This window comes from Acidobacteriota bacterium, from assembly GCA_016700075.1.
Lineage (GTDB): Bacteria > Acidobacteriota > Blastocatellia > Pyrinomonadales > Pyrinomonadaceae > OLB17.
In genome coordinates, this window is record CP065000.1 from 3,273,435 (window position 1) to 3,295,000 (window position 21,566).

Annotated in this window: 21 protein-coding genes (1 of these 21 only partly in view); 17 read left to right on the forward strand and 4 right to left on the reverse strand. The window is 53.8% G+C overall.

Going from position 1 to position 21,566, the window contains the following annotated elements; all coding sequences use genetic code 11:
• The first annotated feature begins 7 nt into the window (after positions 1-7).
• The 4 genes from IPM50_14800 (at position 8) to IPM50_14815 (ending at position 4,377) form a co-directional block, all read left to right on the forward strand.
• A complete protein-coding gene (locus IPM50_14800) occupies positions 8-409 on the forward strand; it encodes a BON domain-containing protein (protein ID QQS32902.1) in 402 nt (133 codons plus the stop codon).
• A 17-nt stretch (positions 410-426) separates the two neighbouring features.
• The gene (locus IPM50_14805; protein ID QQS32903.1) at positions 427-1,680 is read left to right on the forward strand and encodes a hypothetical protein; all 1,254 of its coding nucleotides are present in this window, start codon (positions 427-429) and stop codon (positions 1,678-1,680) included.
• 20 nt (positions 1,681-1,700) lie between these two features.
• Positions 1,701-3,104, forward strand: coding sequence for an MBL fold metallo-hydrolase (locus IPM50_14810; protein QQS32904.1), 1,404 nt, complete (start codon positions 1,701-1,703; stop codon positions 3,102-3,104).
• Between the two features lie 247 nt (positions 3,105-3,351).
• A complete protein-coding gene (locus tag IPM50_14815; protein QQS32905.1) occupies positions 3,352-4,377 on the forward strand; it encodes a PilZ domain-containing protein in 1,026 nt (341 codons plus the stop codon).
• Positions 4,378-4,388: 11 nt separating this feature from the next.
• Here the strand turns inward: IPM50_14815 and IPM50_14820 are convergent, their stop codons facing one another.
• Together IPM50_14820 and IPM50_14825 are read right to left on the reverse strand one after the other, a co-directional pair.
• Positions 4,389-5,654 carry an ABC transporter permease gene (locus IPM50_14820; protein ID QQS32906.1) on the reverse strand — a complete coding sequence of 422 codons (1,266 nt, stop codon included), beginning with the start codon at positions 5,652-5,654 and terminating at the stop codon, positions 4,389-4,391.
• A gap of 2 nt (positions 5,655-5,656) precedes the next feature.
• The gene (locus tag IPM50_14825; GenBank protein ID QQS32907.1) at positions 5,657-6,901 is read right to left on the reverse strand and encodes an ABC transporter permease; all 1,245 of its coding nucleotides are present in this window, start codon (positions 6,899-6,901) and stop codon (positions 5,657-5,659) included.
• 224 nt (positions 6,902-7,125) lie between these two features.
• On the opposite strand from IPM50_14825, the gene IPM50_14830 reads away from it, so the two are divergent.
• From IPM50_14830 to IPM50_14865, 8 genes are all read left to right on the forward strand, one after another.
• Complete coding sequence (locus tag IPM50_14830; protein QQS32908.1) at positions 7,126-8,067, forward strand: nuclear transport factor 2 family protein; 942 nt, start codon at positions 7,126-7,128, stop codon at positions 8,065-8,067.
• 167 nt (positions 8,068-8,234) lie between these two features.
• On the forward strand, positions 8,235-9,119 hold the full coding sequence (sucD, locus tag IPM50_14835) for a succinate--CoA ligase subunit alpha (GenBank protein QQS32909.1): 885 nt from the start codon (positions 8,235-8,237) through the stop codon (positions 9,117-9,119).
• 19 nt (positions 9,120-9,138) lie between these two features.
• Entirely contained in the window at positions 9,139-9,381 is a 243-nt protein-coding gene (locus IPM50_14840; GenBank protein ID QQS32910.1) for a hypothetical protein, read from the forward strand.
• Positions 9,382-9,411: 30 nt separating this feature from the next.
• Positions 9,412-9,828: a nucleoside-diphosphate kinase gene (gene ndk, locus IPM50_14845; protein QQS32911.1), complete on the forward strand. Its 417-nt coding sequence runs from the start codon at positions 9,412-9,414 to the stop codon at positions 9,826-9,828.
• A gap of 91 nt (positions 9,829-9,919) precedes the next feature.
• Positions 9,920-10,876: a DUF4190 domain-containing protein gene (locus IPM50_14850; GenBank protein QQS32912.1), complete on the forward strand. Its 957-nt coding sequence runs from the start codon at positions 9,920-9,922 to the stop codon at positions 10,874-10,876.
• Between the two features lie 7 nt (positions 10,877-10,883).
• The gene (locus IPM50_14855; GenBank protein ID QQS32913.1) at positions 10,884-11,405 is read left to right on the forward strand and encodes an NADH-quinone oxidoreductase subunit I; all 522 of its coding nucleotides are present in this window, start codon (positions 10,884-10,886) and stop codon (positions 11,403-11,405) included.
• Between the two features lie 30 nt (positions 11,406-11,435).
• A complete protein-coding gene (locus IPM50_14860) occupies positions 11,436-12,059 on the forward strand; it encodes an ImmA/IrrE family metallo-endopeptidase (protein ID QQS32914.1) in 624 nt (207 codons plus the stop codon).
• Positions 12,059-13,348, forward strand: coding sequence for a SpoIIE family protein phosphatase (locus IPM50_14865; GenBank protein ID QQS32915.1), 1,290 nt, complete (start codon positions 12,059-12,061; stop codon positions 13,346-13,348). Before IPM50_14860 ends, IPM50_14865 begins: the two co-directional genes overlap by 1 nt.
• A 54-nt stretch (positions 13,349-13,402) precedes the next feature.
• On the opposite strand, the gene IPM50_14870 is transcribed toward IPM50_14865, so the two are convergent.
• Positions 13,403-13,663, reverse strand: a complete 261-nt coding sequence (locus IPM50_14870) for a hypothetical protein (GenBank protein ID QQS32916.1) — start codon at positions 13,661-13,663, stop codon at positions 13,403-13,405.
• Between the two features lie 167 nt (positions 13,664-13,830).
• Between IPM50_14870 and IPM50_14875 the strand changes: the two genes are divergently transcribed.
• Positions 13,831-14,946: a FecR domain-containing protein gene (locus IPM50_14875; GenBank protein ID QQS32917.1), complete on the forward strand. Its 1,116-nt coding sequence runs from the start codon at positions 13,831-13,833 to the stop codon at positions 14,944-14,946.
• Between the two features lie 46 nt (positions 14,947-14,992).
• Here the strand turns inward: IPM50_14875 and IPM50_14880 are convergent, their stop codons facing one another.
• Positions 14,993-15,832 carry a CPBP family intramembrane metalloprotease gene (locus IPM50_14880; GenBank protein ID QQS32918.1) on the reverse strand — a complete coding sequence of 280 codons (840 nt, stop codon included), beginning with the start codon at positions 15,830-15,832 and terminating at the stop codon, positions 14,993-14,995.
• 70 nt (positions 15,833-15,902) lie between these two features.
• Between IPM50_14880 and kdsB the strand changes: the two genes are divergently transcribed.
• From kdsB to IPM50_14900, 4 genes are all read left to right on the forward strand, one after another.
• A complete protein-coding gene (gene kdsB, locus IPM50_14885; protein QQS32919.1) occupies positions 15,903-16,706 on the forward strand; it encodes a 3-deoxy-manno-octulosonate cytidylyltransferase in 804 nt (267 codons plus the stop codon).
• A gap of 14 nt (positions 16,707-16,720) precedes the next feature.
• Complete coding sequence (locus IPM50_14890) at positions 16,721-18,418, forward strand: CTP synthase (protein ID QQS32920.1); 1,698 nt, start codon at positions 16,721-16,723, stop codon at positions 18,416-18,418.
• Positions 18,419-18,499: 81 nt separating this feature from the next.
• Positions 18,500-19,324, forward strand: a complete 825-nt coding sequence (gene kdsA, locus IPM50_14895; protein ID QQS32921.1) for a 3-deoxy-8-phosphooctulonate synthase — start codon at positions 18,500-18,502, stop codon at positions 19,322-19,324.
• Positions 19,308-21,566, forward strand: partial view of a hypothetical protein gene (locus IPM50_14900; GenBank protein ID QQS32922.1) — the 5' portion only. Its footprint extends 30 nt past the window's final position; only the first 2,259 of its 2,289 coding nucleotides appear in the window; the start codon lies at positions 19,308-19,310; the stop codon falls past the right edge of the window. Before kdsA ends, IPM50_14900 begins: the two co-directional genes overlap by 17 nt.

A 21,566-nucleotide genomic window follows, 5' to 3' on the forward strand; every position in this document is an offset into this window, starting at 1 on the left:
GAAAATTATGAGACACCTTTCGTTCGGGACGGCGTTCCTGTTCTTTGTCCTGGTCTTTGCGTCCTCGGGTTCGGCATCGGCTCAAAGAGTCGACTGCAGGACCGTGACCGATGACCAGCTTGTTGAGACGCTGATGACAGCCGTCGGTGCGAAGTACGCCGATCAAATGGAACACATCAACATCCGGAGCAAGGATCGCGTGGTGACGTTAGAGGGTTGGGCGACCACGAAGAAGGTTCGCAGCGATATTGAAAAGATCATCAAAAAGACCAAGTGCGTAAAGAAGGTGGTCAATAGACTCACCATCGGGGTCGGCGGCGGCTGCGGTCCGGGGACAAAGCCATGCGGCACGATATGCATACCTATCGATGAGACATGCAACATCGGCAAAGGTTCGAAAGGCGACTAACGATCAACGAGCAACCGATGAACATCTATACGTCTCGAAGTGGTGCAGTTAAGCCGAGGATCGCCGCCATCGGCATTGTTCTCTTGCTTGGTGTGCCGCTTCCGCAAATTGCCCAGAACACAGAAGATCTAATAATAAAGGCACGAGAGCAAGGGGCGTGTATCGATCAGCGGGGGCCTGACGCCCAAAGGGGCTACACATTTCGAGATGTAGAATTCCCTCCAAGGGTCGCAAAGGCATACGGCCCCCGAGGCAAACGTTGGTACGAGAAGGTCCTCAGCACGATCATCCCGGGTTATCGTGTCGATCTGTTCGATTATAAAATCAATGACATTCGATTCATCGAGGGTACATACGGGCGGACAGTGCCGCTGGGAGAAACGGAACGCTCTCAAAAGATTCGTCGCGAGGCTGAAAAGAAGTTGAAAAAGGCGAACAAGTTCGCTAATCAGCAATGGGATAAATGGCTTGCCGGCCATCCGAACGCGACAGACGAGGAAAAAAGCCGTGTTCGAATGCGGATATTTGCGGGAACTTCAGGTTCGGATGGGTTGCCAAAGTTTGATTGGCGCGAAGCGGGGCTTGATCTTTTGCCGGCCGGAGACCAAGGCTTTCACTGCAATGCGTGTTGGGCTTTCTCGACCATCGACGCGATGCAGATCAGCCGTCAGCTTGAGGCGAGACGATCTGATCGCGGATCGCCTCGAGCGTCCGAAGATCTTCTGCCGAGCGTCCCTCGATTGGTCAGCTGTATGATGCCAAAGGCCATTGGAGAAGAACTCTGCAGTATCAATTGGCACGGCGAGGCATTTTCGTACATGGTCGATCACGGCCTGCCGCTGGGACGCGGGGACGCATATGACCAAAGCGGGTATCCGCAATGGCAGTGTGATAAGACAGCGTCGGTCAAGGCCTTGACCTGGGACTTTGTCAGCAGCACGCCGCAAAACGTTCCGACGAATGAACAGATCAAGAAGGCACTCGTAACCTACGGCCCGCTTGTCGCGACGATGAACCTCGACTCCTGTCTGATACTTTATGGGGAAGGTATCTTCGACGAGGAGCAATCGCAGGACGGGCCCTACCATATGCTGCTGATCGCCGGCTGGGATGACGAGCGCGGTGCATGGCTTGTAAAGAATTCCTTCGGTCCGGAATGGGGCCAGAATGGTTTCGGCTGGGTAAAATACGGCAGCAATAATATTGGCAAATGGGCGGCCTGGGTGATGGCCGATCCGCGAGCCGAGGCGAAATTCGCTGCGATGCGCTAATTCTTTCGTGTGACAACTTTATGAGTTCTATCTCCTTTTACGGCGGGGTGGGTACCGTGACCGGTTCGAAATATCTTTTAGAGCACAACGGCAAGAAAATACTCGTTGACTGCGGGCTGTTTCAGGGCTTGAAGGAACTGCGTGAACGGAACTGGCAGGATCCGCCCTTCGATCCGCTAGAGATCGACGCGGTCGTCATTACTCATGCGCACATTGACCATACAGGTTGGCTGCCGCGGTTGGTAAAGTTGGGCTTCGATGGGCCCGTCTTCACATCGAGAGCAACTGCCGATCTGCTGAAGATATTGCTGCCAGATTCAGGCCGACTGCAGGAAGAAGAGGCCGACTATCGCAATCGGCACGAGTTGACCACCCATCAGCCCGCTTTGCCGCTTTACGACGAGCAGGATGCACGGGCGGCACTCGAACTGCTGGAGCCTGTGCCGAATGACGGTCAGGCCCGTCCCATTTGTGACGGCATTCAGGCCAGCTTTATGGTTGCCGGGCACATCATGGGAGCGAGCTTGGTTTTGGTCGAAATGGAACACGAGGGCGATCCGCTGCGATTCCTTTTCTCCGGGGACCTTGGGCACTACGATCAACCGATCGTTAAAGACCCTGCCACGCCGCCGGTTTGCGACTACCTGATGGTCGAATCAACATATGGAAACAGACTGCACGGCGATGTTTCGGCGGCGGATCAAATGGTTCGCATCATCAACGAAGCTGCTGAACGAGGCGGTCCCATATTGATACCGGCATTTGCTGTCGGGAGAACTCAGGAAGTGCTTTATCTGATCCGTGAACTCGAAGAACAAAACAGAATTCCGGTGCTGCCGGTAATTGTCGATTCGCCTATGGCGGCACAGGCGACGCAGGTCTACAACCGCTGGCATGAGGAACACGACCGAGAATATGCATCGCTGCTCGCTCACAAAAAGCATCCGCTTCGGACGCGCTCGATGCAAACCACTTCGACGAAAGAAGAGTCCAAGCGCCTGAACGACATGCGCGGAACCCGCATCATCATCTCGGCCTCCGGAATGCTGACCGGCGGCCGAGTTGTACATCACGCTATGCGGATACTCCCGAATGAGAACGCGACGGTAGTTTTTGTCGGTTATCAGGCGGCAGGCACGACAGGCAGGAAGATCCAGGACGGAGCCCGAGAGGTCAAGATAATGAAGGGCATGGTGCCGGTAAATTGTCACATTGAAAAAGTGGATGGATTCTCAGCCCACGCAGACTGGAAAGCAGTGCTACGATGGCTGGAAGGATTGCCGGCAGAGCCGAAAAAGGTGTTTACGACTCACGGCGAGCCTGATGCGGCAGCGGCGATGGCGGATCATATCCGAGATAGATTCGGGTGGAACGTTGTCGTGCCGCAGTATGAAGAGACAGTGGATCTGGACGGCGATCAATGACAAAATTTTCGGGCCGATCGAGTGCACATTAACGGAAAAAGCTGCATCGGCTAGATGTAAAAAAATCGCAAAAAATCCCATTGACATTGCAGCATAAGTTGGTTAGTCTCTTAGGGTCGGCATCCCACCCCCCGATGTTCCCGGCTATATTAGGTACTTGTTGAATTACATTCCGAACTAACTGAGCCGCAGGTCGACGAACTGTTGCCGTTTTTGAGGGTGTGTTCCCACAGGAGAAGATCCGACCATGGCCAGAAGAAAAAAGCCCCGCGGCGCAGAGAGTGCCGCTTCCGTCACGCTTGGAGTTGAACAGACCGTTCCGGCCGAAAAAGAAGAAAGCACGGAAACTGTAATAGAGATAGCCGCTTCTGACGATCCGCCTGAGGTCACGGAACAGCGTAGTGCGAGCCGTGTCAATACCGACTATGAGGCGCTCGTTCAGTTTCGCGAAAGCTCTGACGACGTCTGGAAAGAACGCACTGTCACTACAACCTATGCTAAGAACGGCGCCGCACTGATCCTTTCGCGTCAGCTACCTGTCGGGCGGCTCGTGTCGACAGTTCTTCAACTCCCGTCTGAACTGCGAGTGTACGATCATAATGAGCCCATTTACCCGATGCTTGGCATCGTACAGCATTGCTTTAAGGTCCAGTCCGAGGACGGCGATAAATTCAGTGTCGGCCTGGCATTTATCGGCAAGGTCTTTCCTGAGTCATTCAAGGCAGATCCGACCCAGTGCTATCGGCTCACCGGAGTGAGAGAAGACGGACTTTGGCGCATTACTGAGGCCGCAAGCCAGTTCCAAGCGAGGCAGCATTCCAGATTCTGGCGGAAATTCAAGGTCAATGTGACCGTTCGCGACGATGCCACTCGAACCAGTAACCGGTCTGAGGTGCTGACCCGCGACATAAGCGCCGGCGGAATGTCGTTCTCTGCTGATATCTCGGCGAAGATCGGGGACCGCGTGAAGGTTGTCATTCCCGAAACCGAGTTTTTCACGCTCGCTACTATACGAAACATCAGCGGTGCGTCCGGCGACGGAACTGAGACAAAGATATTTCACCTGGAGTTCGATAAGGCTGAAATGCCTGTGGACCTTATACTGCGTACGGTTCCGAAGGCGGATGCGGACGGATCTGCGCCCGGTTCCGAGGACGGGCATAAGGTTCGGGCGAAAGAAGAAATAAATACGTACGAGAATACGTTGGAACAACTTGAAGCTGCAGCATCGGAGACAGCTGAGCCGAACGATGGTGAATTGACCAGGTTCTGACAGTTTGCGGTTTACTCATACCGAAGGCATTCGATCGGGTCGAGACGGGCCGCCTTTCTTGCAGGAAGAACCCCGAAAACGAGGCCTACGCCCACCGAAACCGAAACGCCGGTGATGATCGCCCACAGCGGAACCTGTGCCGGTAGCGACGGAATGAACAGAATTATCAATCCGCTGATCAAGATGGCGGACGTCACTCCAATAATCCCGCCGATCAGCGTCAGGGTCATCGCCTCGAGCAGGAACTGCAGCACGATCGCCGAGCGCGTGGCCCCGAGGGCCTTGCGTATGCCGATCTCCTTTGTCCGCTCAGTTACTGATACAAGCATGATATTCATCACGCCTATGCCGCCAACGAGAAGTCCGAGGCACGAGATCGCTATTGCTGCCAATCCCACACCGCCGATAACGCCGTCGAATTGAGCTATAAAATTGTCGGCGGTCTTGATGTCGAAGTTGTTAGCTTCGCCCGCGGCGACGTTCCGCCTCTGACGAAGTATCGTTTCGATCTCTTGGACCGCTTCGGATATGCGGCCGTCCTGAGCCTGCACGACCATACGAAGTTCCGGACGGTCAGGAGCGACCTTGCGCGCGGTTCGGTAAGGCATCACCACCTTACGGTCTTCTTCGTTCTCTCCGAAGAAGCCGGCTTTCCGTTTTTCGATGACCCCGATTATTTCCCACGTTGTGCCGTTCATCCGGACGACCTTGCCAACGGCCTCATCCTCTTTTCCGGGGAACAACGCCTCGACAGTGTTTACTCCGACGACAAGTACATTCCGACGCTGCAGGTCGTCCGCCTCGGTGATGAACCGCCCGGCTCGGAGGCTGAGATTCAGCATCTCGGCGTAATTCGGAAGTACGCCGTCGGTCAGAGCCCAGCGATAATTATTGCCCTCGTACACCAGATTATCCTCGAATTGTCCGCCGAAAGATCCAATGTTCGGGGCGATCACAGTAACGTCAGATATCGTCGACGCCTGTCTGAGTATTGCGGCGGCGTCCTCGTCTTTCAGCGGCTTTCGGTTCCGCTCGTCTCGATTCGGCGGGCCCAGTCCGGTGGAGAGATGATAGGCGTAAATGTTGTTGGTGCCGAACTCCTCGACGATGGAAACGATCGATTGCCGCATTCCGGTCAAGATCGAAGCGACGACGATCGCCGTTATCACACCTACGACGATGCCAAGGATGGTCAGGAAAGAACGGAATTTGTGCGACCGAATGGAATCGATCGCCATTTTGACCACTTCAATGGGCAGGGATGTCGTCCAGCGCATAATTAAGTGTGTGTGAGTGCGATGATCGGATCGAGCCTCGCCGCCTTCCAAGCCGGATAGAGCCCGGCGATAATGCCGATGACACTGGAAACCGTTGCCGAGAGAATTATGTAACCGACGGTGATGGTCATTGTCATTCCCGCGAGTGCTGCAATGATCTGAGTGACCGCTACCGCAAGAATGAGCCCGAGAATGCCTCCCAATACGCACAGTAGAGCCGATTCGATCAGGAACTGCAGGAGTATTTGCGAACGCGAAGCACCCAATGCTTTCCTTAGTCCGACCTCGAACGTGCGTTCGGTAACGGAGACGAGCATGATGTTCATCACAACGATGCCGCCGACCACCAAAATGATCATAGTGATCGGAACGACCACAGCGGCGATGGCACCTGTGAACTGATCCATCTGTGAATTGAACTCATCGACGTTTACCAAACTGAAAGTGTCTTCCTCATTTCCTGAAAGCTGTCTCTTATTTCTGAGCGCGAGTCGTGCGTCCTCAATGGACTCTTTGAACACCTCGTCATTTATCGACTTGCCGTGTATCTGTATGCCGCCGGTACGATTGAAAATTCGGGCGTGGAGCGTGATAGGGATATAGATGTGACGGTCCTGTGAATCTCCCAGGAACGAGCCGCGTTCCTCTTCAACTCCGATCACTTCGAGCGGAACGCCGCGAACCTTAATGGTTTTGCCAATGGGAGAAACGTTCTCAAAGAAGCGCTTCTTCACGTCGGTGCCGATAACCGCAACAGATGCAGCTCGCGTGACTTCATCGGCGGTGAAATAACGGCCTTCGCTAATCGTCTTGTCCTCGATCTCGTACAAATTATCGGTGTTTCCGATCATGCGGACCGCGGGCATTTCGATGCCTTCGCGGTCGATCTCAGCGGACGCGTTGTTTTGGGCACCGACGTGCGAGCAGTTAGGGCAGTTTGCCTTTACATACAAATACTCGTCCCATATCACTTCCTTGTTTCGGCGGTTGAGCCGTTCGAATTCCTCGTCCGACAATCGCCCCGTCGAGGCGATACGCGTGATCATGAAGTGATTCGAGCCCAGGATCTTTCCTACGCGGTCAACTACATAAGTTTTCAGGCCGCTGATCGAAGCACCTACTACGACGACTGCCGCAACACCGATGATGATGCCGATGAGCGTCAGAAACGCGCGAAGCTTGTGCTCCAGGATCGATTTAAGTGCGATCCAAAACGCGTCTAAATAAAATGAATAAAGCTGCCTCATCCGAATGTTGCCAAAACGAGTCGTGAAGACAATTTCTTCAACGAATGCCGCACGGGAAAAGTTCAGACATATCTTTCTCGCCGACGCGGCAGCTTGCTTTACTTTGGTAACGATGACATAGTTCGTGTGCCGCGAACCAAAGTTTTGAACGGTCCGGCTGTGAAATAGATCACAGTCAAAACATGCAAATATCGAAGAAATCTTTTTTCGAGGAAAAACCTATTATGAGATACGAGATATTGATAACCACTGCCGTTTTGGCTGCCGCGATGATCGGAGCATGCGGCGGCACTGTCGAAAACAAGACCGCGGGGAACGCAGCCAACGCCAATGCTGCGAACACGAACACCTCGCCAAAAGCCGCAGCTCCGACCAAGGACGAGCTCGTGGCGATCGAGAAGAAAGCTTGGCAGGATTGGGCGGCAAGACGAAGTGAGGAACTGGAAGGCTACATGGCGTCCAAGTTCGTAAATGTCGGCAGCAATGGTGCGACCGTTCGCGAAGATGCGATGAAAAGCTGGACGTCGCACAAGTGCGAAATGAAAGAGCTTGCCTTTTCAAACGAAAAGGTGACTCAGCTCGGCGACGGAGCCGCGATGCTGACATTCCAGGCGAAATGGGATCTGAAATGTGACGGCAAAGCAGGTCCCGACACGCTCAATGTTTCTGCACTTTATGTGAACGAAGGCGGAAAGTGGAAGGCGATGTATTATCAGGAGACGCCGGCGGCAGATTCAAAGGGCGAATACGCTCCGCCTTCAACGCCGTTTGACAAGGAAAAAGAGCTTGCCAGCCTGTCCGCACCGGATGACGACATTGTAGCTTCAGAAACAAAGATCTGGGAGACGTGGAAAGCTCGGGATCGTAAGGGCTTTGAAGAACATATCTCCTCTAAGTTCTTTGGGAATGGCCGTTCCGGTTTTGTGGATCGTGAAACTTATTTGAAAGGGGCATTCGATCCGCCGTGCAAGGTCGATTCATTCGCTACCGGCCCGATGAAGGCGATGGAGATCAACAAGGATCTGACAATGATCATTTATCGTGCCTCGCAAAAGGGAAGCTGCGGTGCCGAAAAGCTGTCGGAGAATGTGCTGTCTGTATCCATTTACGGTAAGGAAAACGGCAAGCCGATGGCGCTGTATTACATGGAAAATCCTGTTAAATAATTTTCAGAGCAACCTGTTACAAGGGCGTCGCAGAAAATATCTGCGACGCCTGTTTTTTGTTTATTTTGTGGTTTCTCTGCCATTCTTCGTTTGTGGAGCTTTCAGCCTGCCGTGTTATACTTTTCGATTGTTGAAATAGAAATATTGGCAGAAAAAGGAGACTCGTTTTGGCAGTCCTAGTAGATAAGAATACGCGCCTGATCGTTCAGGGCATTACCGGTAAAGAAGGCACATTTCATATGCTGCAGATGCGCGACTACGGCACGAATGTCGTAGGCGGCGTAACGCCGGGGAAGGGCGGGACAATGCATGAAGGTGTGCCCGTTTTCAACACCGTCGCGGACGCCGTTAAGGAAACCGGTGCGAATGCGTCCGTCATTTACGTGCCGCCTGCATTTGCTGCTGACGCGATAATGGAAGCCGCAGATTCGGGATTGCCGCTTGTTGTCTGTATCACCGAGGGAATTCCTGTTTCGGATATGGTCAAAGCAAATGAATATCTGCGGTCTCGGAACACTCGTATGATCGGCCCGAACTGCCCCGGGATAATCTCGCCCGGAAAATGCAAGATCGGCATCATGCCCGGACACATTCACAAAGAAGGTCGGGTTGGCGTGGTATCGCGTTCGGGCACGTTGACATATGAGGCAGTCGGCCAGTTGACCGCGTTAGGTCTCGGACAATCGACAGCCATCGGTATCGGCGGAGATCCGATCATAGGAACTACGCACACTGACGCCTTGCGGTTGTTTCAGGAAGACGACGAGACTGATGCAATTGTGATGATCGGTGAGATCGGCGGGTCGGCGGAAGAAGAAGCGGCCGCGTACGCTAAGGACAATCTCACGAAGCCGATCGTTGCATTCATCGCAGGCCAGACCGCACCTCCGGGACGCCGTATGGGCCACGCAGGAGCGATAATCTCGGGGGGCAAAGGGACTGCAGGCGAGAAAATGAAAGCTCTCGAAGCTGCAGGGATCCTCGTCGTCCGGTCTCCCGCTGATATCGGTGCTGCAATTGTCGAGGTTTTGGGTGCGGGTGCGTCAGCCTGATCTACCGGCTGATGGCAATATGAACAGAGGCGGAATTTGGTGGTTTTTGGTTTTTGCCGGGGCACTCGCCACAGCTGCCGCGGTGAGGTTTGCGGTAAACGGCGGTTTTAGGACCGCAACGACCGGTGAATCGATCGTACACTCGCTCATGGCGGTCCTAGGGATCGCCGGCATCATGATCGGCCTCCTGCAAGTTGTGCGTAAGAGCCGCCAAGCCGACATGAAGAACGGTGAAGCTGACGAGGATCTCCGCATCACCTGAACAAATTATTATTCATCTCACTAATTTTATATGAGCAACTTAACATTTGGAATTATCAAGCCTGACGCGGTTCGGGCAGGGAAACAGGGACAGATCATTTCGCGAATTTTGGGCGCGGGTTTCAAGATCCGCGGCATGAAGCTTGTGCATCAGACCCGCAAACAGGCGGAAGGTTTCTATGCGGTTCATGCTGGGAAAGGCTTTTTTGACGAGCTTGTCGATTTTATGTCGTCGGGCCCGTGCGTGGTGCTTGCACTCGAAAAAGAAAATGCCGTACCTGCCTGGCGGGAACTGATGGGTGCGACCAATCCGGCTGAAGCTGCCGAAGGAACGATCCGCAAAGATTTTGCATCGTCGATCGGCGAGAACGCGGTCCACGGCTCGGATTCGGACGAGAATGCTGCTATCGAGATAGCTTATTTCTTCAGCAAACTTGAATTGGTATAGCCTTACGGTTATAAAGTTTGAGTAACTTGAACTTGCGTCGCAGAGACGTTATTGAAACCGGTCGTCGATCCAGCAACCTAAAGGAGAAAACATGAAACGCTGCCCAACGTGCGATAAGACCTTTGAGGATAATCTGAAATTTTGCCAACTGGACGGAACACCGCTTGTTGACGACGAGCCGGCTTTCGATCCGTATGCGACGATCGTGGCGACGCCGGCCTCCGGTTTGGTCGCACCGGACCCAGAGCCTGGGGCCGTCGCTGAGGTGCCTTCTGAAGCGGTATCTGAAGCACAGGAAACCGAGGTGCATCAGACCATTGGCTCGATGCCGATCACCCCGCCGGATGACGTTCTGGAGATGCCCTCAGCGGATCCGCTCAAGACAATGTATGTGTCTGACGCGGAACTTCAGGAAGTGATGGGCGGCAACGCGGCTGACGAGCCGGACCCGCTCGACCTGCCCGCTGAGCCTGAGCCTCCGGCGTTTACGGAACCCGACGTTCCGGTGCCGAGTTTTGGCGTATCGCCTCCGCCGTCGCCATTTGCGGCGTCGGAACCTGAACCGCCTGCTTCCGAACCGGATCATTACATCGAACCTGAGACAATGATCCAGTCGGCTCCTGTGACCTTTCCTGATCCGGAACCGCAGCCTGTCGCGCCTCCGCCTCAGATGTTTGAAGAACCTGCTCCCCCGCCGCCGATGTTTAACGAGCCGATGGGCGGGAGTATGGAACCTCAATTCGGACAGTACGGAGGTTTTCAGTCGCCTGTACCCAATCCAAACAAGAATCAGACCTTAGCGATAGTTTCCTTGATCTCAGGATTGGTCGGCTTATTCTTTTGCCTTGGACTGACCGGGCCAGTCGCGTTGATAACGGGTTTTATGGCACGCAAGCGGGCCAGTCAGAGCCCTGACGAATACGGTGGTGAAACTCTCGCCCTCATAGGCATTATCACAGGAGCTTTGGCCACGTTGTTGTTGCTTGCTTTTGTAGCATATTTTGCCTTTGTATTTCTGATCGTAGGTGCCGGCATCATGGCCGGTTAGATAATCTATGTCGATAATCTCGGACGTTCTTCAATCATCCATTGCCGTTCTGAAGGGAATGAAGCGTACCATTTCGGAGATCCCGCGCGAGAAATGGACGGTGCAATATCCTGACGTGCCGGTAACGGTGCAGCCGCGATATCGCGGCCAGCATCTGCTGCACGTTGACGAGAACGGCAAGGAAAAGTGCGTGGCGTGTTATCTGTGTGCCGCAGCATGTCCTTCGGATTGTATCTACATCGAGGCAATTGACGATCCTCGGCCATACGCTGAACGAGTTGGTCGTGATGAGCGTTATGCAAAGGTCTATAACATAGACTACGGCCGATGCATTTTTTGCGGTTTTTGTGTTGAGGCGTGTCCCAAAGATGCGATCACACATGGTTATAACTTCGAGATCTCTGTATACAACCGCGCCGACCTTTTGAAAACAAAGGACGATCTGCTCATTACAAAGCAGAAGCAATCAAAGAATTATCGTGTCGCTTTATCGAGCGAGGACGTAGATTCCGAATACAAAGAAGTCTGAAATTGACGGTTCTTCCGTCGCCGCACTTTTGTGGACCTATCCGATATGCCGCCGACGCCGAGAGGCAGGCACCACGAGATCAGAGGTGCCGCTTTGAGGGAATTTGCCGGACTGCGATCAGACGAAGCTCGTCTCGATCCGCACAGTTTGGCCCGCTTTGCAAAGCTGATGGTCGTACCGTTCGAAGCCATCCAATCTCTGAGTCCAGAATCGCGTGAGCATCTGCTTGGGAGCGGAAAGAACGCTTGGTCCGGAGGGGCCGCATCGACTCGGCTGCCTGACGGAAGCCGGCTTATCATCCTTAATCCTACACAAGGCGTCAACCGTCAAAATGCTACTCTGATGGAGGAGATCAGCCATGTTTTCCTCGGTCATAAACCTAGCAAACTCGCTGTAGAACGCCGGGACCGGAGTGGAAAGATCAATGCGAGGGAATACGATCGGGCGATCGAGGAAGAGGCGTATGGAACCGGCGCCGCGGCTCTGGTGCCGTATTCAGCTCTGAAGAGAATGGTCTTGGCGGGCCGAACGTCGGGTCAGATCGCGAACCATTTTTACGTCAGCCGTGCGTTGGTGGAATTTCGCATCAAGATCTCACGGCTCTGGAGCGATTACAGGGAACGCGGCGGCAGCGGGTCCGATGGCAGTAAATAATGGCCAGCAAGAAGAACAAAGACGAACGCAAGCACGAACAAATAACGGCCACGGACAAGCTCCGGCTGCTGCTGGACATTACAAAGACCATCAGCCGTTCGCTCGACCTTGAGGAAGTTCTGAATCTTGTGATGGACACTCTTGGCTCGCTGCTTACTTACGACGCAGCGGGCATTTACCTTATAGAGTTCAAGCCGGAGGACGGCAGCCCATATATATTCAAATCAAAGGTCATTCGCGGTTACCAGATCAGTTTTGACCTGATCGAGCCGCGGCTGAAAATGGGCGAGGGCTTTCTCGGAACTGTGGCTCAATCCGGGCGGGCGATCATTTCGCCTGACGTGTCAAAAGATCCGCGTTATTTTGCCGCACGTGAAAGGACGCGTTCGGAAATGGCTGTTCCGATCATTTCGAATGACCGCGTGATCGGCGTGTTTGACCTTGAGAGCGACGAGCTTAATGCATACGGAGCGGACGACCTGGCTCTGATGCAGCTTCTCGCGTCGCAGGTGGCGATCATCATCGAAAAGGTTCGGCTTCATGAGCAAGTGGTCGAGAAAAAGCGTATTCAGGCACAACTGGAGGTCGCCCGTCAGGTCCAGCTCGAACTGCTTCCGCCCGGCGATCCGGAATGTGAAGGATTCGATGTCAGCGCATACATTTTCCCGACCGAGCAGGTGTCGGGCGACTATTACGATTGGGTAAAGATCTTCGATGATCAATACGGCATAATCGTGGCGGACGCCGTCGGAAAAGGAATTCCGGCCGCACTGCTGATGGCATTTCTTCGCGCTTCGCTCAGGTCATGCGTCCAGATAGGTTATGCACCGAACGTCGCATTTTCAAAGGTCAGCAACCTATTGCGCGATTCCATCGAGGACAATCGATTCATCACGGCCATCTACGGTGTGCTGGATGTGACGAACAAGAGTTTTGTCTTTTCAAATGCCGGGCACACTCCTCCGCTGCTCATCAAGCCAAACGGCGAGTACCGCTATGTCGAATATGGAAATCTCGCTCTCGGAATGTTCGACGACCTGCATTTTCACCAACATTTCATTCGCTTTGAACGCGGGGAAGTGATGGTGATCTATACAGACGGCATAACCGAGGCCGCGAATCCGGGCGGTGATGATTACGGATTGGATCGGCTCGCAAAAAGGGTGTTGTCCGGTATCAACTTAACGGCGCGTCAATTGATCGATCACATTCGGAAGGACGTCGCAGATTTTACCGAGCGTAAATTCCTCGATGACGACGGAACATTATTTGTTGTAAAACGCCTTTAGGAACGAGGCGGACATTTCTGCCCTTCCTCGTTCCTTCAGTTGTCATGGAAATCATTAGTGTGCGGTAAAGCTGGAGCTCACGCTGTCGCCGCCCGGGACGATCGGCGAAGTGTATTCTCCGTATCTGATCTTTTCATCGCCGCTGCCTGTAAATGCGTAGCTGTCAAAACCGAACGCATCTAGGAGATCGGCGAGTTCATTTGAACATTCCAGGTAAAGGACCTCTGAAAATCCTGATATCGCTCTAAACTGCAAGAGCCGCTCGATTACCTCAAGCGGTGCAAAACAGGATTCGGGATCTCGGTAAGTAGCCATAGTATACAGGCACCCTAAATCGTGCCCGCTGCATCTGTTTAGATAGATGTTGCGAGTTTGGGGTTGTTCGCATTTTTGAAGACATAGACGGAACGTAAAACCATTGCATTCCTCACGTCATAAAGTTAGTATCAAGAGTGTTAATTGACTCGGAGGCATATTAGATCATGAAGACCGCGAAGTTGTTTGTGTCGTCATTTTTGGTAGTTGTTGCGGCTGCGGCCGGTGCCGCCGTCGCTCAGTCGACTGCCGACAAATACATTATTTCTGCGAAAGCCGGCGGCATAAACTATGTCGAAGGCAACGTTGTCTCGCTGACGCAGGACGGCGTTGGATCCAGAGCGTTCAAAGGTGATCGGCTGGAGGTTGGAGAACGTCTGCAAACGGGAGTGAATTCCCGTGCCGAGGTTCTGTTGAATCCGGGGTCTTACGTTCGGTTAGGGAGCAACGCCGAATTATCGCTTGTTGATGATTCGCTGGATAACCTTCGACTTCGTGTCGACCGCGGTGCGGCGATGTTCGAGATATTTGCGACAAAGGATTTTACCGTGTCGGTCGTAACTGACGGCGGCGATGTGGTCCTTTCGCGCAGCGGCATTTACCGAGTTAACGCTTCGAACGCAGGCTCGACAAAGGTCGAGGTTTTTGACGGCAGAGCAAGCCTTTCGTCGAACAGCCGCATCTCCGCGGGTTCAGGAAAGGCCCTTTCTGTGAGTGCCGTCAATTCTTCCGTTTCAAACTTTGACCGCAAGGATCTCGACAGCCTTGCTCGGTGGAGTAAGGACCGGGGCAGATCGCTTGCCGAGGCTACGGCAACCCTTAGGAACAGGGATGTCCGCAATGTATTGATAAGTTCATTCAACATGGGCCGTTGGAACATGTGGGATACTTTCGGACTTTGGGTCTATGACATCCGCCGAGGAGGTTTTTGTTTCTTGCCCTTCGGTTACGGCTGGAGTTCGCCCTACGGTTTCTTCTACGGTCACGGCATCAATTGGTATAACTTGCCGGTGATAATCCGGAACATCTCTACAACGCCTAATCCAACAACCGGAACGACCGCTCCGTCGAGCGGACAGGACGGTACAAAGGTCAGGGCCCGCCCTGCGGCTCCGGCATATTCCAGGATCGAATCTGACCGCAGAAACACGCCTATCCGAGTGGCTCCTGAGGTGCCGCCGATGTTCGGCCCGCAGCCGACGGGTACCCTAAGGGTGGCTGCTCCAGCGATGGTAGAAGCGGCTCCGCCTGCACAGAACACGGCACGTCCGACACGGCCATAATTATATTGAAAGGGTTTCGAGAAGGCTGCCTCATTTGGCAGCCTTTTTATTTTGCAAGCGTGGCCACGGCCTCTACCGGGATCTGCTCTCGCAGATACGGTTCAGCTATAAGGAAAATGGACTGCAAGCCGTTGAAGAACATATGCAGTAGGATACACGGCAGAAGATTACCGGAGACTATTCGGATGAAAGTGAGTATCACGCTGAGCAGAGTAAGCAGAAAGATCGTTGAAAAACTTGGATAGTACTGCGGCACGTGAACTACAGCGAAGAGCATCGTTGTGAATGCAAAGGCCGCCGGCACGCCAAATTTCGCTTGGAACGACGAGTAGACAACACCCCGATAGACAACCTCTTCCACAATAGGAGCCGTAACTGTAGCGATCACTGCGATTACATATACCGCCTCTCGCGAACTTTTCAGGATCCTGAGAAGCTCATTTTCCTGTTCGGGAAAATAATGTCCAACGATCGCGGCAAGTGCGAAAAAACCTGACAAGATAAGAAAATAATGCCACCAGCGAAAGCCGCCGCGTTCCCAACCGAGTGACTCCCTGAATCTGAATCGGGACATCCTCGTGACGACCAGCCAAGCAAGGCCGAGGGTCAACAAATGGGCCGGTATGATGCCGACGAGCTGGAGTATTATCGAGGTCGGATCAGATTTCGCAAACTCCATTATCTGGTCCGTATTGGCGACAGGCGTAGAGAGCGTCGCAAGATACGGCAGTAAAAAGAGCGAAGGTATGAGCATGATAAGCAACACGCTCGCGAACCATACGCCGATAGCTTCGCCCACGGACCATTTCGGGGAATTAGGTGACTGAATGTCGTCGGATGCCGGCAGCTTGCTTTCTTCGATTACCACGAGTGAGAGTTTAGCCAATCAACATAAACTCGCCAAGTTTGTCTTTCTAATTTGAACCACGAGGCGATTCGCGATAGTCTAGAAACCCGTGGAGCACCACGGCAATTTAAGCTCACAAAATGTTATTGCGGTAATACCGGCAAGGTATTCGTCGACCCGTTTGCCCGGAAAAATGCTGGCCGAGATCGGCGGCTTGCCGATGGTGGTGTTGACTGCGAAACGGGCCGTGAAAGCCTCGTTGGTTGACCGGGTTATCGTGGCGACGGACGACGACCGCGTCGCACAGGCTGCGGCTGCTCATGGTTTTGAGGCGGTAATGACCTCGCCGTATCATGCGTCGGGCAGCGACCGTATCGCTGAGGTTGCCGAAGGCCTGCCGGCAGGCTCGATCATAGTGAACGTGCAGGGCGACGAGCCTCTTATTTCGGCGGAAACAATAGACCATGCTGTTGAGGCGATGTTAAGGTCCGACGCGGACATCGTTACGACGTCGGAGTCGATCGATAGCGTTGATGATATTTTTGACAGCAATATCGTTAAGGCGGTCGTCGGCGAGGATGGCAATGCTGTCTATTTTTCTCGATCGCCGGTGCCATATTTGCGCGACGCCGCGATGCTCCACGGCGGCGATCTGCGAAAAGCGTTGATGAGCGAACCGCAACTGCTCTCTGCGTTTCGCAAACATACAGGGCTGTATGTTTACAGGCGTGAATATCTTCTTGAATTCACGAAAATGCCGCAATCGCGGCTGGAAAAATTGGAAATGCTCGAACAGCTCCGAGCATTGGAGAACGGTGCTCGAATAATGGTCGTCAATGCTTTGGAGAGGTCGATCGGGGTTGATAGCGAGGCCGATCTTGAACGTGTCAGAGGAATGTTCACCGGAGGCTAGGCGGAAAGGATCATATGACCAAATACATATTTGTTACAGGCGGCGTTGTTTCAAGTCTTGGAAAGGGAATCGCTGCAAGTTCGATAGGATGCTTGCTCGAGGCACGAGGGCTCAAGGTTCAGATGATGAAGCTCGATCCGTATATAAATGTAGATCCGGGCACAATGTCGCCGTTTCAGCACGGCGAGGTCTTTGTGACCGATGACGGAGCTGAGACTGATCTTGATCTAGGCCATTACGAGCGTTTTACCCACGCCAAGCTGTCGCAGGCGAATAATTGGACCAGCGGCCGTATCTATCTTTCCGTTATCGAAAAGGAACGCCGCGGCGAATACCTCGGCAAGACCATTCAGGTCATTCCGCACATCACTGATGAGATAAAGGATGCCGTTCGAAAGGTCGCAGAAATGCACGAACCCGACGTTCTGATCGTCGAGATCGGCGGTACTGTCGGCGACATCGAGTCTCTACCGTTTATGGAAGCCATTCGTCAGATGGGCAACGAGGTCGGGCGGAACAACGCGATCTTTGTGCACGTAACGCTCGTGCCCTTCATTGCCGCCGCCGGAGAATTGAAGACCAAACCGACACAGCACAGCGTCCGCGAGCTCCGCGAGATCGGTATCGCGCCGGACGTTCTGCTTTGCCGTTCGGACAGGCCACTCTCAGCCGATCTTCGTCGAAAGATCGCACTGTTCTGCAATGTTCAGGAGAATGCCGTTGTTTCTGCACTCGACGTAGAAACGATATACGAGGTGCCACTTGCGTTTCACGATCAAGGGCTCGATGACCTTATAGTGAACACGCTTCACCTGAACGAGCAATTCCCAACGGCCGAACTTCGCCCTTGGCGCGAACTCGTAGCCACGATCAAGGAGCCGTCCGAAGGCGCGGTCAGCATAGCGATCGTTGGAAAGTACGTTGAACTCGAAGACTCTTACAAATCGCTTCGCGAGGCACTGACCCACGCCGGCGTAGCGAATGACCTTCGCGTGAATGTGACTTGGATCGAATCCGAAAATCTGATGAAGGACGGCTATGAGGTCGATCTGCAGGACTTTGACGCGATACTTGTCCCCGGCGGCTTCGGCAAACGCGGCATCGGCGGTATGCTCCGTGCGATCAAATACGCACGCCGATCGGGAACGCCTTATTTCGGCATCTGTCTGGGAATGCAGACCGCTTGTATCGAATTCGCCCGCAACGTCTGCGGTATGAGCGACGCCGATTCGACCGAATTCAATGAAGCGACGCCGTTCCCGGTCATATTTAAACTCCGTGATCTGGTTGATGTAGAAGAATACGGCGGTACGATGCGTCTCGGAGCATGGGATTGCTCTCTTAAGGAAGGTTCGCTAGCACGCGACGTGTACCACAGAGCCGATACTATTAGTGAAAGGCACCGCCACAGATACGAATTCAACCCTGAGTTTCGCGACGTACTCGAACGTGAAGGACTGGTATTCAGCGGAGTCTCGCCTGACGGGAAATTTGTCGAGATGGTCGAGCTGCCGCGTGAGGTGCATCCGTATTTCATCGCTTGCCAATTTCATCCTGAATATAAGTCTAAACCGCTCGACGTGCACCCGCTGTTTGACGCTTTTGTAAAAGCCGCATGGAATAATCGGGTCAGAAGCGAGAACCTGGAGCACGATGTGACCAGCGAAAAGCCGTTGGAACTGCCTGAACGAGCAGAGGTCGCGGCGGACTAAGTTCAGCAGCAGCGTAACGCAGGTATCCGACAGTAAAAGACTGTCTGTGCTAATCTGTGTCTATATTTGGTTCTAGTGATTATGCAGTCTTTTTCTGTCGGTAATGTGGGATTTGGAAGGGGCGATCTTAGCTTTATTCTGGGACCCTGCGTTGTGGAATCGTACGAACATGCTTCGATGATGGCTTCTTCGATCAAAGAGATCTGCGATCGTGTCGGCGTAGGCTTCATCTATAAGTCGTCATTCGACAAGGCGAACCGCAGCTCGATCGAGAGCTTTCGCGGCGACGGTCTGGATCGCGGGCTTGAGATCTTGGCTCGGGTGAAGGATGAGGTCGGCGTCTCCGTGATCACCGATATTCATGAACCGTGGCAGGCGGAAAAGGCAGCCGCGGTCGCTGATATGCTGCAAATTCCGGCTTTCCTGTGCCGCCAGACCGATCTGCTGATCGCCGCCGCAAAGACCGGAAAAGCCGTAAATGTTAAGAAGGGGCAGTTTTTGAGCCCGTGGGACGCGAAGAACATCGTCGAAAAACTGCAGGCGGCCGGCTGCGATAAGATACTGCTGACCGAACGCGGTGCGAGTTTTGGATACAACAATCTTGTTGTTGACCTACGATCGTTCCCGGTTATGCGGTCTTTTGGTGTGCCGGTAGTTTTTGATGTGACGCATTCGCTTCAGCTTCCGGGCGGATTAGGGAAAGCAACGGGCGGACAAGCGGAATACATCGAACATTTTGCACGAGCGGGCGTCGCATGCGGGGTCGATGCCGTATTTATGGAGGTCCACAACGATCCGTCAAAGGCTCCAAGCGATGGACCGAATCAGCTGCCTATGTCGCGGCTTGAATCCCTGTTGACGATACTGAAAAAGATCCACGAACTGATAAATGAAAAAACACCTTAGGCAAATCAGGTTGGTCGGGAGAGGATTCTTTCGATTGGGCTTTACTTCGCTGTTGACAGTTGCTGTGTCTTCGGCACTTTTCGCCCAGGCAGATACACGCCTCTCGGCAACCTGGCAGGTTGAAAAATACGACATCAAGGTCAGTTTGCCGTCGGATGAGCGGTCGCGAAATGCAGATGTTGTTTCCATCGTTGAAGTGAAGAACATCTCCGGACGTCCCGCGTCGTCGTTGACATTGCGTATCACACCGTTCGCCGAGGTCTCGTCTGTAAAGATAGGCGGAGCGTCCGTTGAGCCAAACAAGAGTGAGGAGAAGTTAGGCGGCGGATTGAGTTTACAGCGGTTGGTGATGCGGCTGCCTTCGATCGCGGCGGGAGCAAAAGTGACCGCGGAGGTGACCTATCGTCTTGTCATAAAGGAAAACTCAGGACTTGCTGCATTGTCGCCATCGAGTTCGCATTTTCTTCCGCTTTCATTTTGGTACCCGACGCCAAACAGCTGGTTCTTCCCGCGAGGCTCCGATCGTGCCCCTTTCAATATTCACGTAACGGGTGCCCAGTCCGTCGTATCTTCGGGCAGCGGAAGCGGCGGGCGGTTTGAGAATCGGCTGTACGGTGAACCGTTCTTCCTTGCGGGTAACTGGGAGCAAAAAATGGTTGGGCAGATCGCCGTCTTTGTGCCGCAAGGCCTATCGGCAGATGGGGCATCGCGTGCGGAGGAACTCGGAAAACTTTATTCGGACGCCGTAAGATCCATGTCGGAACTGTTGGGCAAGGCTCCGGACGTTCCTCTGAGGATCGTCAGCTCGCGACGCGGCGGCGGATTCAGCATCGGCGGCACCCTGATAGTCGACGAGGCTGTCTTCCGGCGGCCAAAGATCGATTCGCTGACCGCACTCAACATTGCTGAGGGTGCTGCTCGGCTGTGGATCGGCGGCACGGCACGTGTGGACGGCGACGGTTACGGTGTGATCACCGAGGGCCTTGTTCGTTACGCCGCTGACATTTTTCTGGAAAAAAACTTCGGCCGATCTGCCGCAGATGCCGAGCGGCTCCGTCAACGTGCGTCGTATGCGGCCATTAGCAGGCGAGCTCCAGCTATAAACAACATCTCTCCGCTGGTCGATGTTTATTATCCGGTGGTTGCGAATAAGGGGGCAATGATCTGGCGTGTAATGGCGAGCCGCACCGGACAAAAGGAATTTTTTGATCTGATACGGTCTGCAATGTCTGATGGGCATACCGACCTCGCTGAAATTCGGGGCCGTCTTCCGGTCGAGAAAGAGACGATCGAGTACTTCTTTGACAAACAGACCGACGTGAATCTGTTGGCCGGGCTTCCTAGGGTAGAAGGCGGCGAGACAAAGGTCGCACTTCGTAATACGGGCAGCATTCCGGTCGAGGTTGACGTGGTCGCTTTGTTGGAGAACGGACAAACGATGCGAACGTCCGCGTCGATACGTGCCGCCAGTTTTGGCGATGCTTCTTTTAAGACCACCTTCAAGTTAGTTCGGGTAGAGATCGACGCCGACAAGGTCTATCCGCAGACCGATTATTCGGACGATGTCGCACCGCGTGAAACTACGGATAATGATCCGATCCTTGCAGCAAAACGGTTGTACGACCGTCAGGACTTCGCCGGCGCTGAAAAGACCGCGGCAACATTGCTGCGCGGGGCACCGTATGTGGACGAGCTTCGCGTGATACTTGCGCGGGCATTGCTGGGACAGAACAAGCTTGAGCCTGCCAGACGTGAATTTCAGGCTGTACTTGATGATGCGCTGCCGACTGCACGCAGTATGGCGTGGTCGCTTTTCGGCCTAGCCGATATTGCCCACAGGGCCGGTGACAACGACAAGGCGTTGGAATTGATCGCTGCGGCGATCGCTGCAGACGCAGATTATGGCGCCGGATTGGCGGCGAGAAATTTGCGCAACCGAATAAACGCCGGTACCGAAAGTGATGCGTCGATCCGAACGTTCTTTACCGATTTCGACAGGGCGGCATCGTATAACCGAAAAGCCGACCTCGACAACTTGGCGTTCGCCGGTGAGGTGACACGGTTCCTAAGCGGGATCTCCGGTTCGACGGAGAGTTGGCGAACGGTAGTAAAGCGAGTCGACCGCCTCGATGCCACAACGGTGCTTGTCGAGGCCGATATGAATGTCCGTCTGCTTGGCCGCAACGAGGAGACCGGCATCGCGGTTTATCGTCTCGTGCGGGCCGGCAGCGGATGGCGGCTG

Coding starts and splice junctions, on each gene's coding strand:
- IPM50_14800 (QQS32902.1), top strand. CDS start 8: ATGAGACACCTTTCGTTCGGGACGGCGTTCCTGTTCTTTGTCCTGGTC.
- IPM50_14805 (QQS32903.1), top strand. CDS start 427: ATGAACATCTATACGTCTCGAAGTGGTGCAGTTAAGCCGAGGATCGCC.
- IPM50_14810 (QQS32904.1), top strand. CDS start 1,701: ATGAGTTCTATCTCCTTTTACGGCGGGGTGGGTACCGTGACCGGTTCG.
- IPM50_14815 (QQS32905.1), top strand. CDS start 3,352: ATGGCCAGAAGAAAAAAGCCCCGCGGCGCAGAGAGTGCCGCTTCCGTC.
- IPM50_14820 (QQS32906.1), bottom strand. CDS start 5,654: ATGCGCTGGACGACATCCCTGCCCATTGAAGTGGTCAAAATGGCGATC.
- IPM50_14825 (QQS32907.1), bottom strand. CDS start 6,901: ATGAGGCAGCTTTATTCATTTTATTTAGACGCGTTTTGGATCGCACTT.
- IPM50_14830 (QQS32908.1), top strand. CDS start 7,126: ATGAGATACGAGATATTGATAACCACTGCCGTTTTGGCTGCCGCGATG.
- IPM50_14840 (QQS32910.1), top strand. CDS start 9,139: ATGAACAGAGGCGGAATTTGGTGGTTTTTGGTTTTTGCCGGGGCACTC.
- ndk (QQS32911.1), top strand. CDS start 9,412: ATGAGCAACTTAACATTTGGAATTATCAAGCCTGACGCGGTTCGGGCA.
- IPM50_14850 (QQS32912.1), top strand. CDS start 9,920: ATGAAACGCTGCCCAACGTGCGATAAGACCTTTGAGGATAATCTGAAA.
- IPM50_14855 (QQS32913.1), top strand. CDS start 10,884: ATGTCGATAATCTCGGACGTTCTTCAATCATCCATTGCCGTTCTGAAG.
- IPM50_14865 (QQS32915.1), top strand. CDS start 12,059: ATGGCCAGCAAGAAGAACAAAGACGAACGCAAGCACGAACAAATAACG.
- IPM50_14870 (QQS32916.1), bottom strand. CDS start 13,663: ATGGCTACTTACCGAGATCCCGAATCCTGTTTTGCACCGCTTGAGGTA.
- IPM50_14875 (QQS32917.1), top strand. CDS start 13,831: ATGAAGACCGCGAAGTTGTTTGTGTCGTCATTTTTGGTAGTTGTTGCG.
- IPM50_14890 (QQS32920.1), top strand. CDS start 16,721: ATGACCAAATACATATTTGTTACAGGCGGCGTTGTTTCAAGTCTTGGA.
- kdsA (QQS32921.1), top strand. CDS start 18,500: ATGCAGTCTTTTTCTGTCGGTAATGTGGGATTTGGAAGGGGCGATCTT.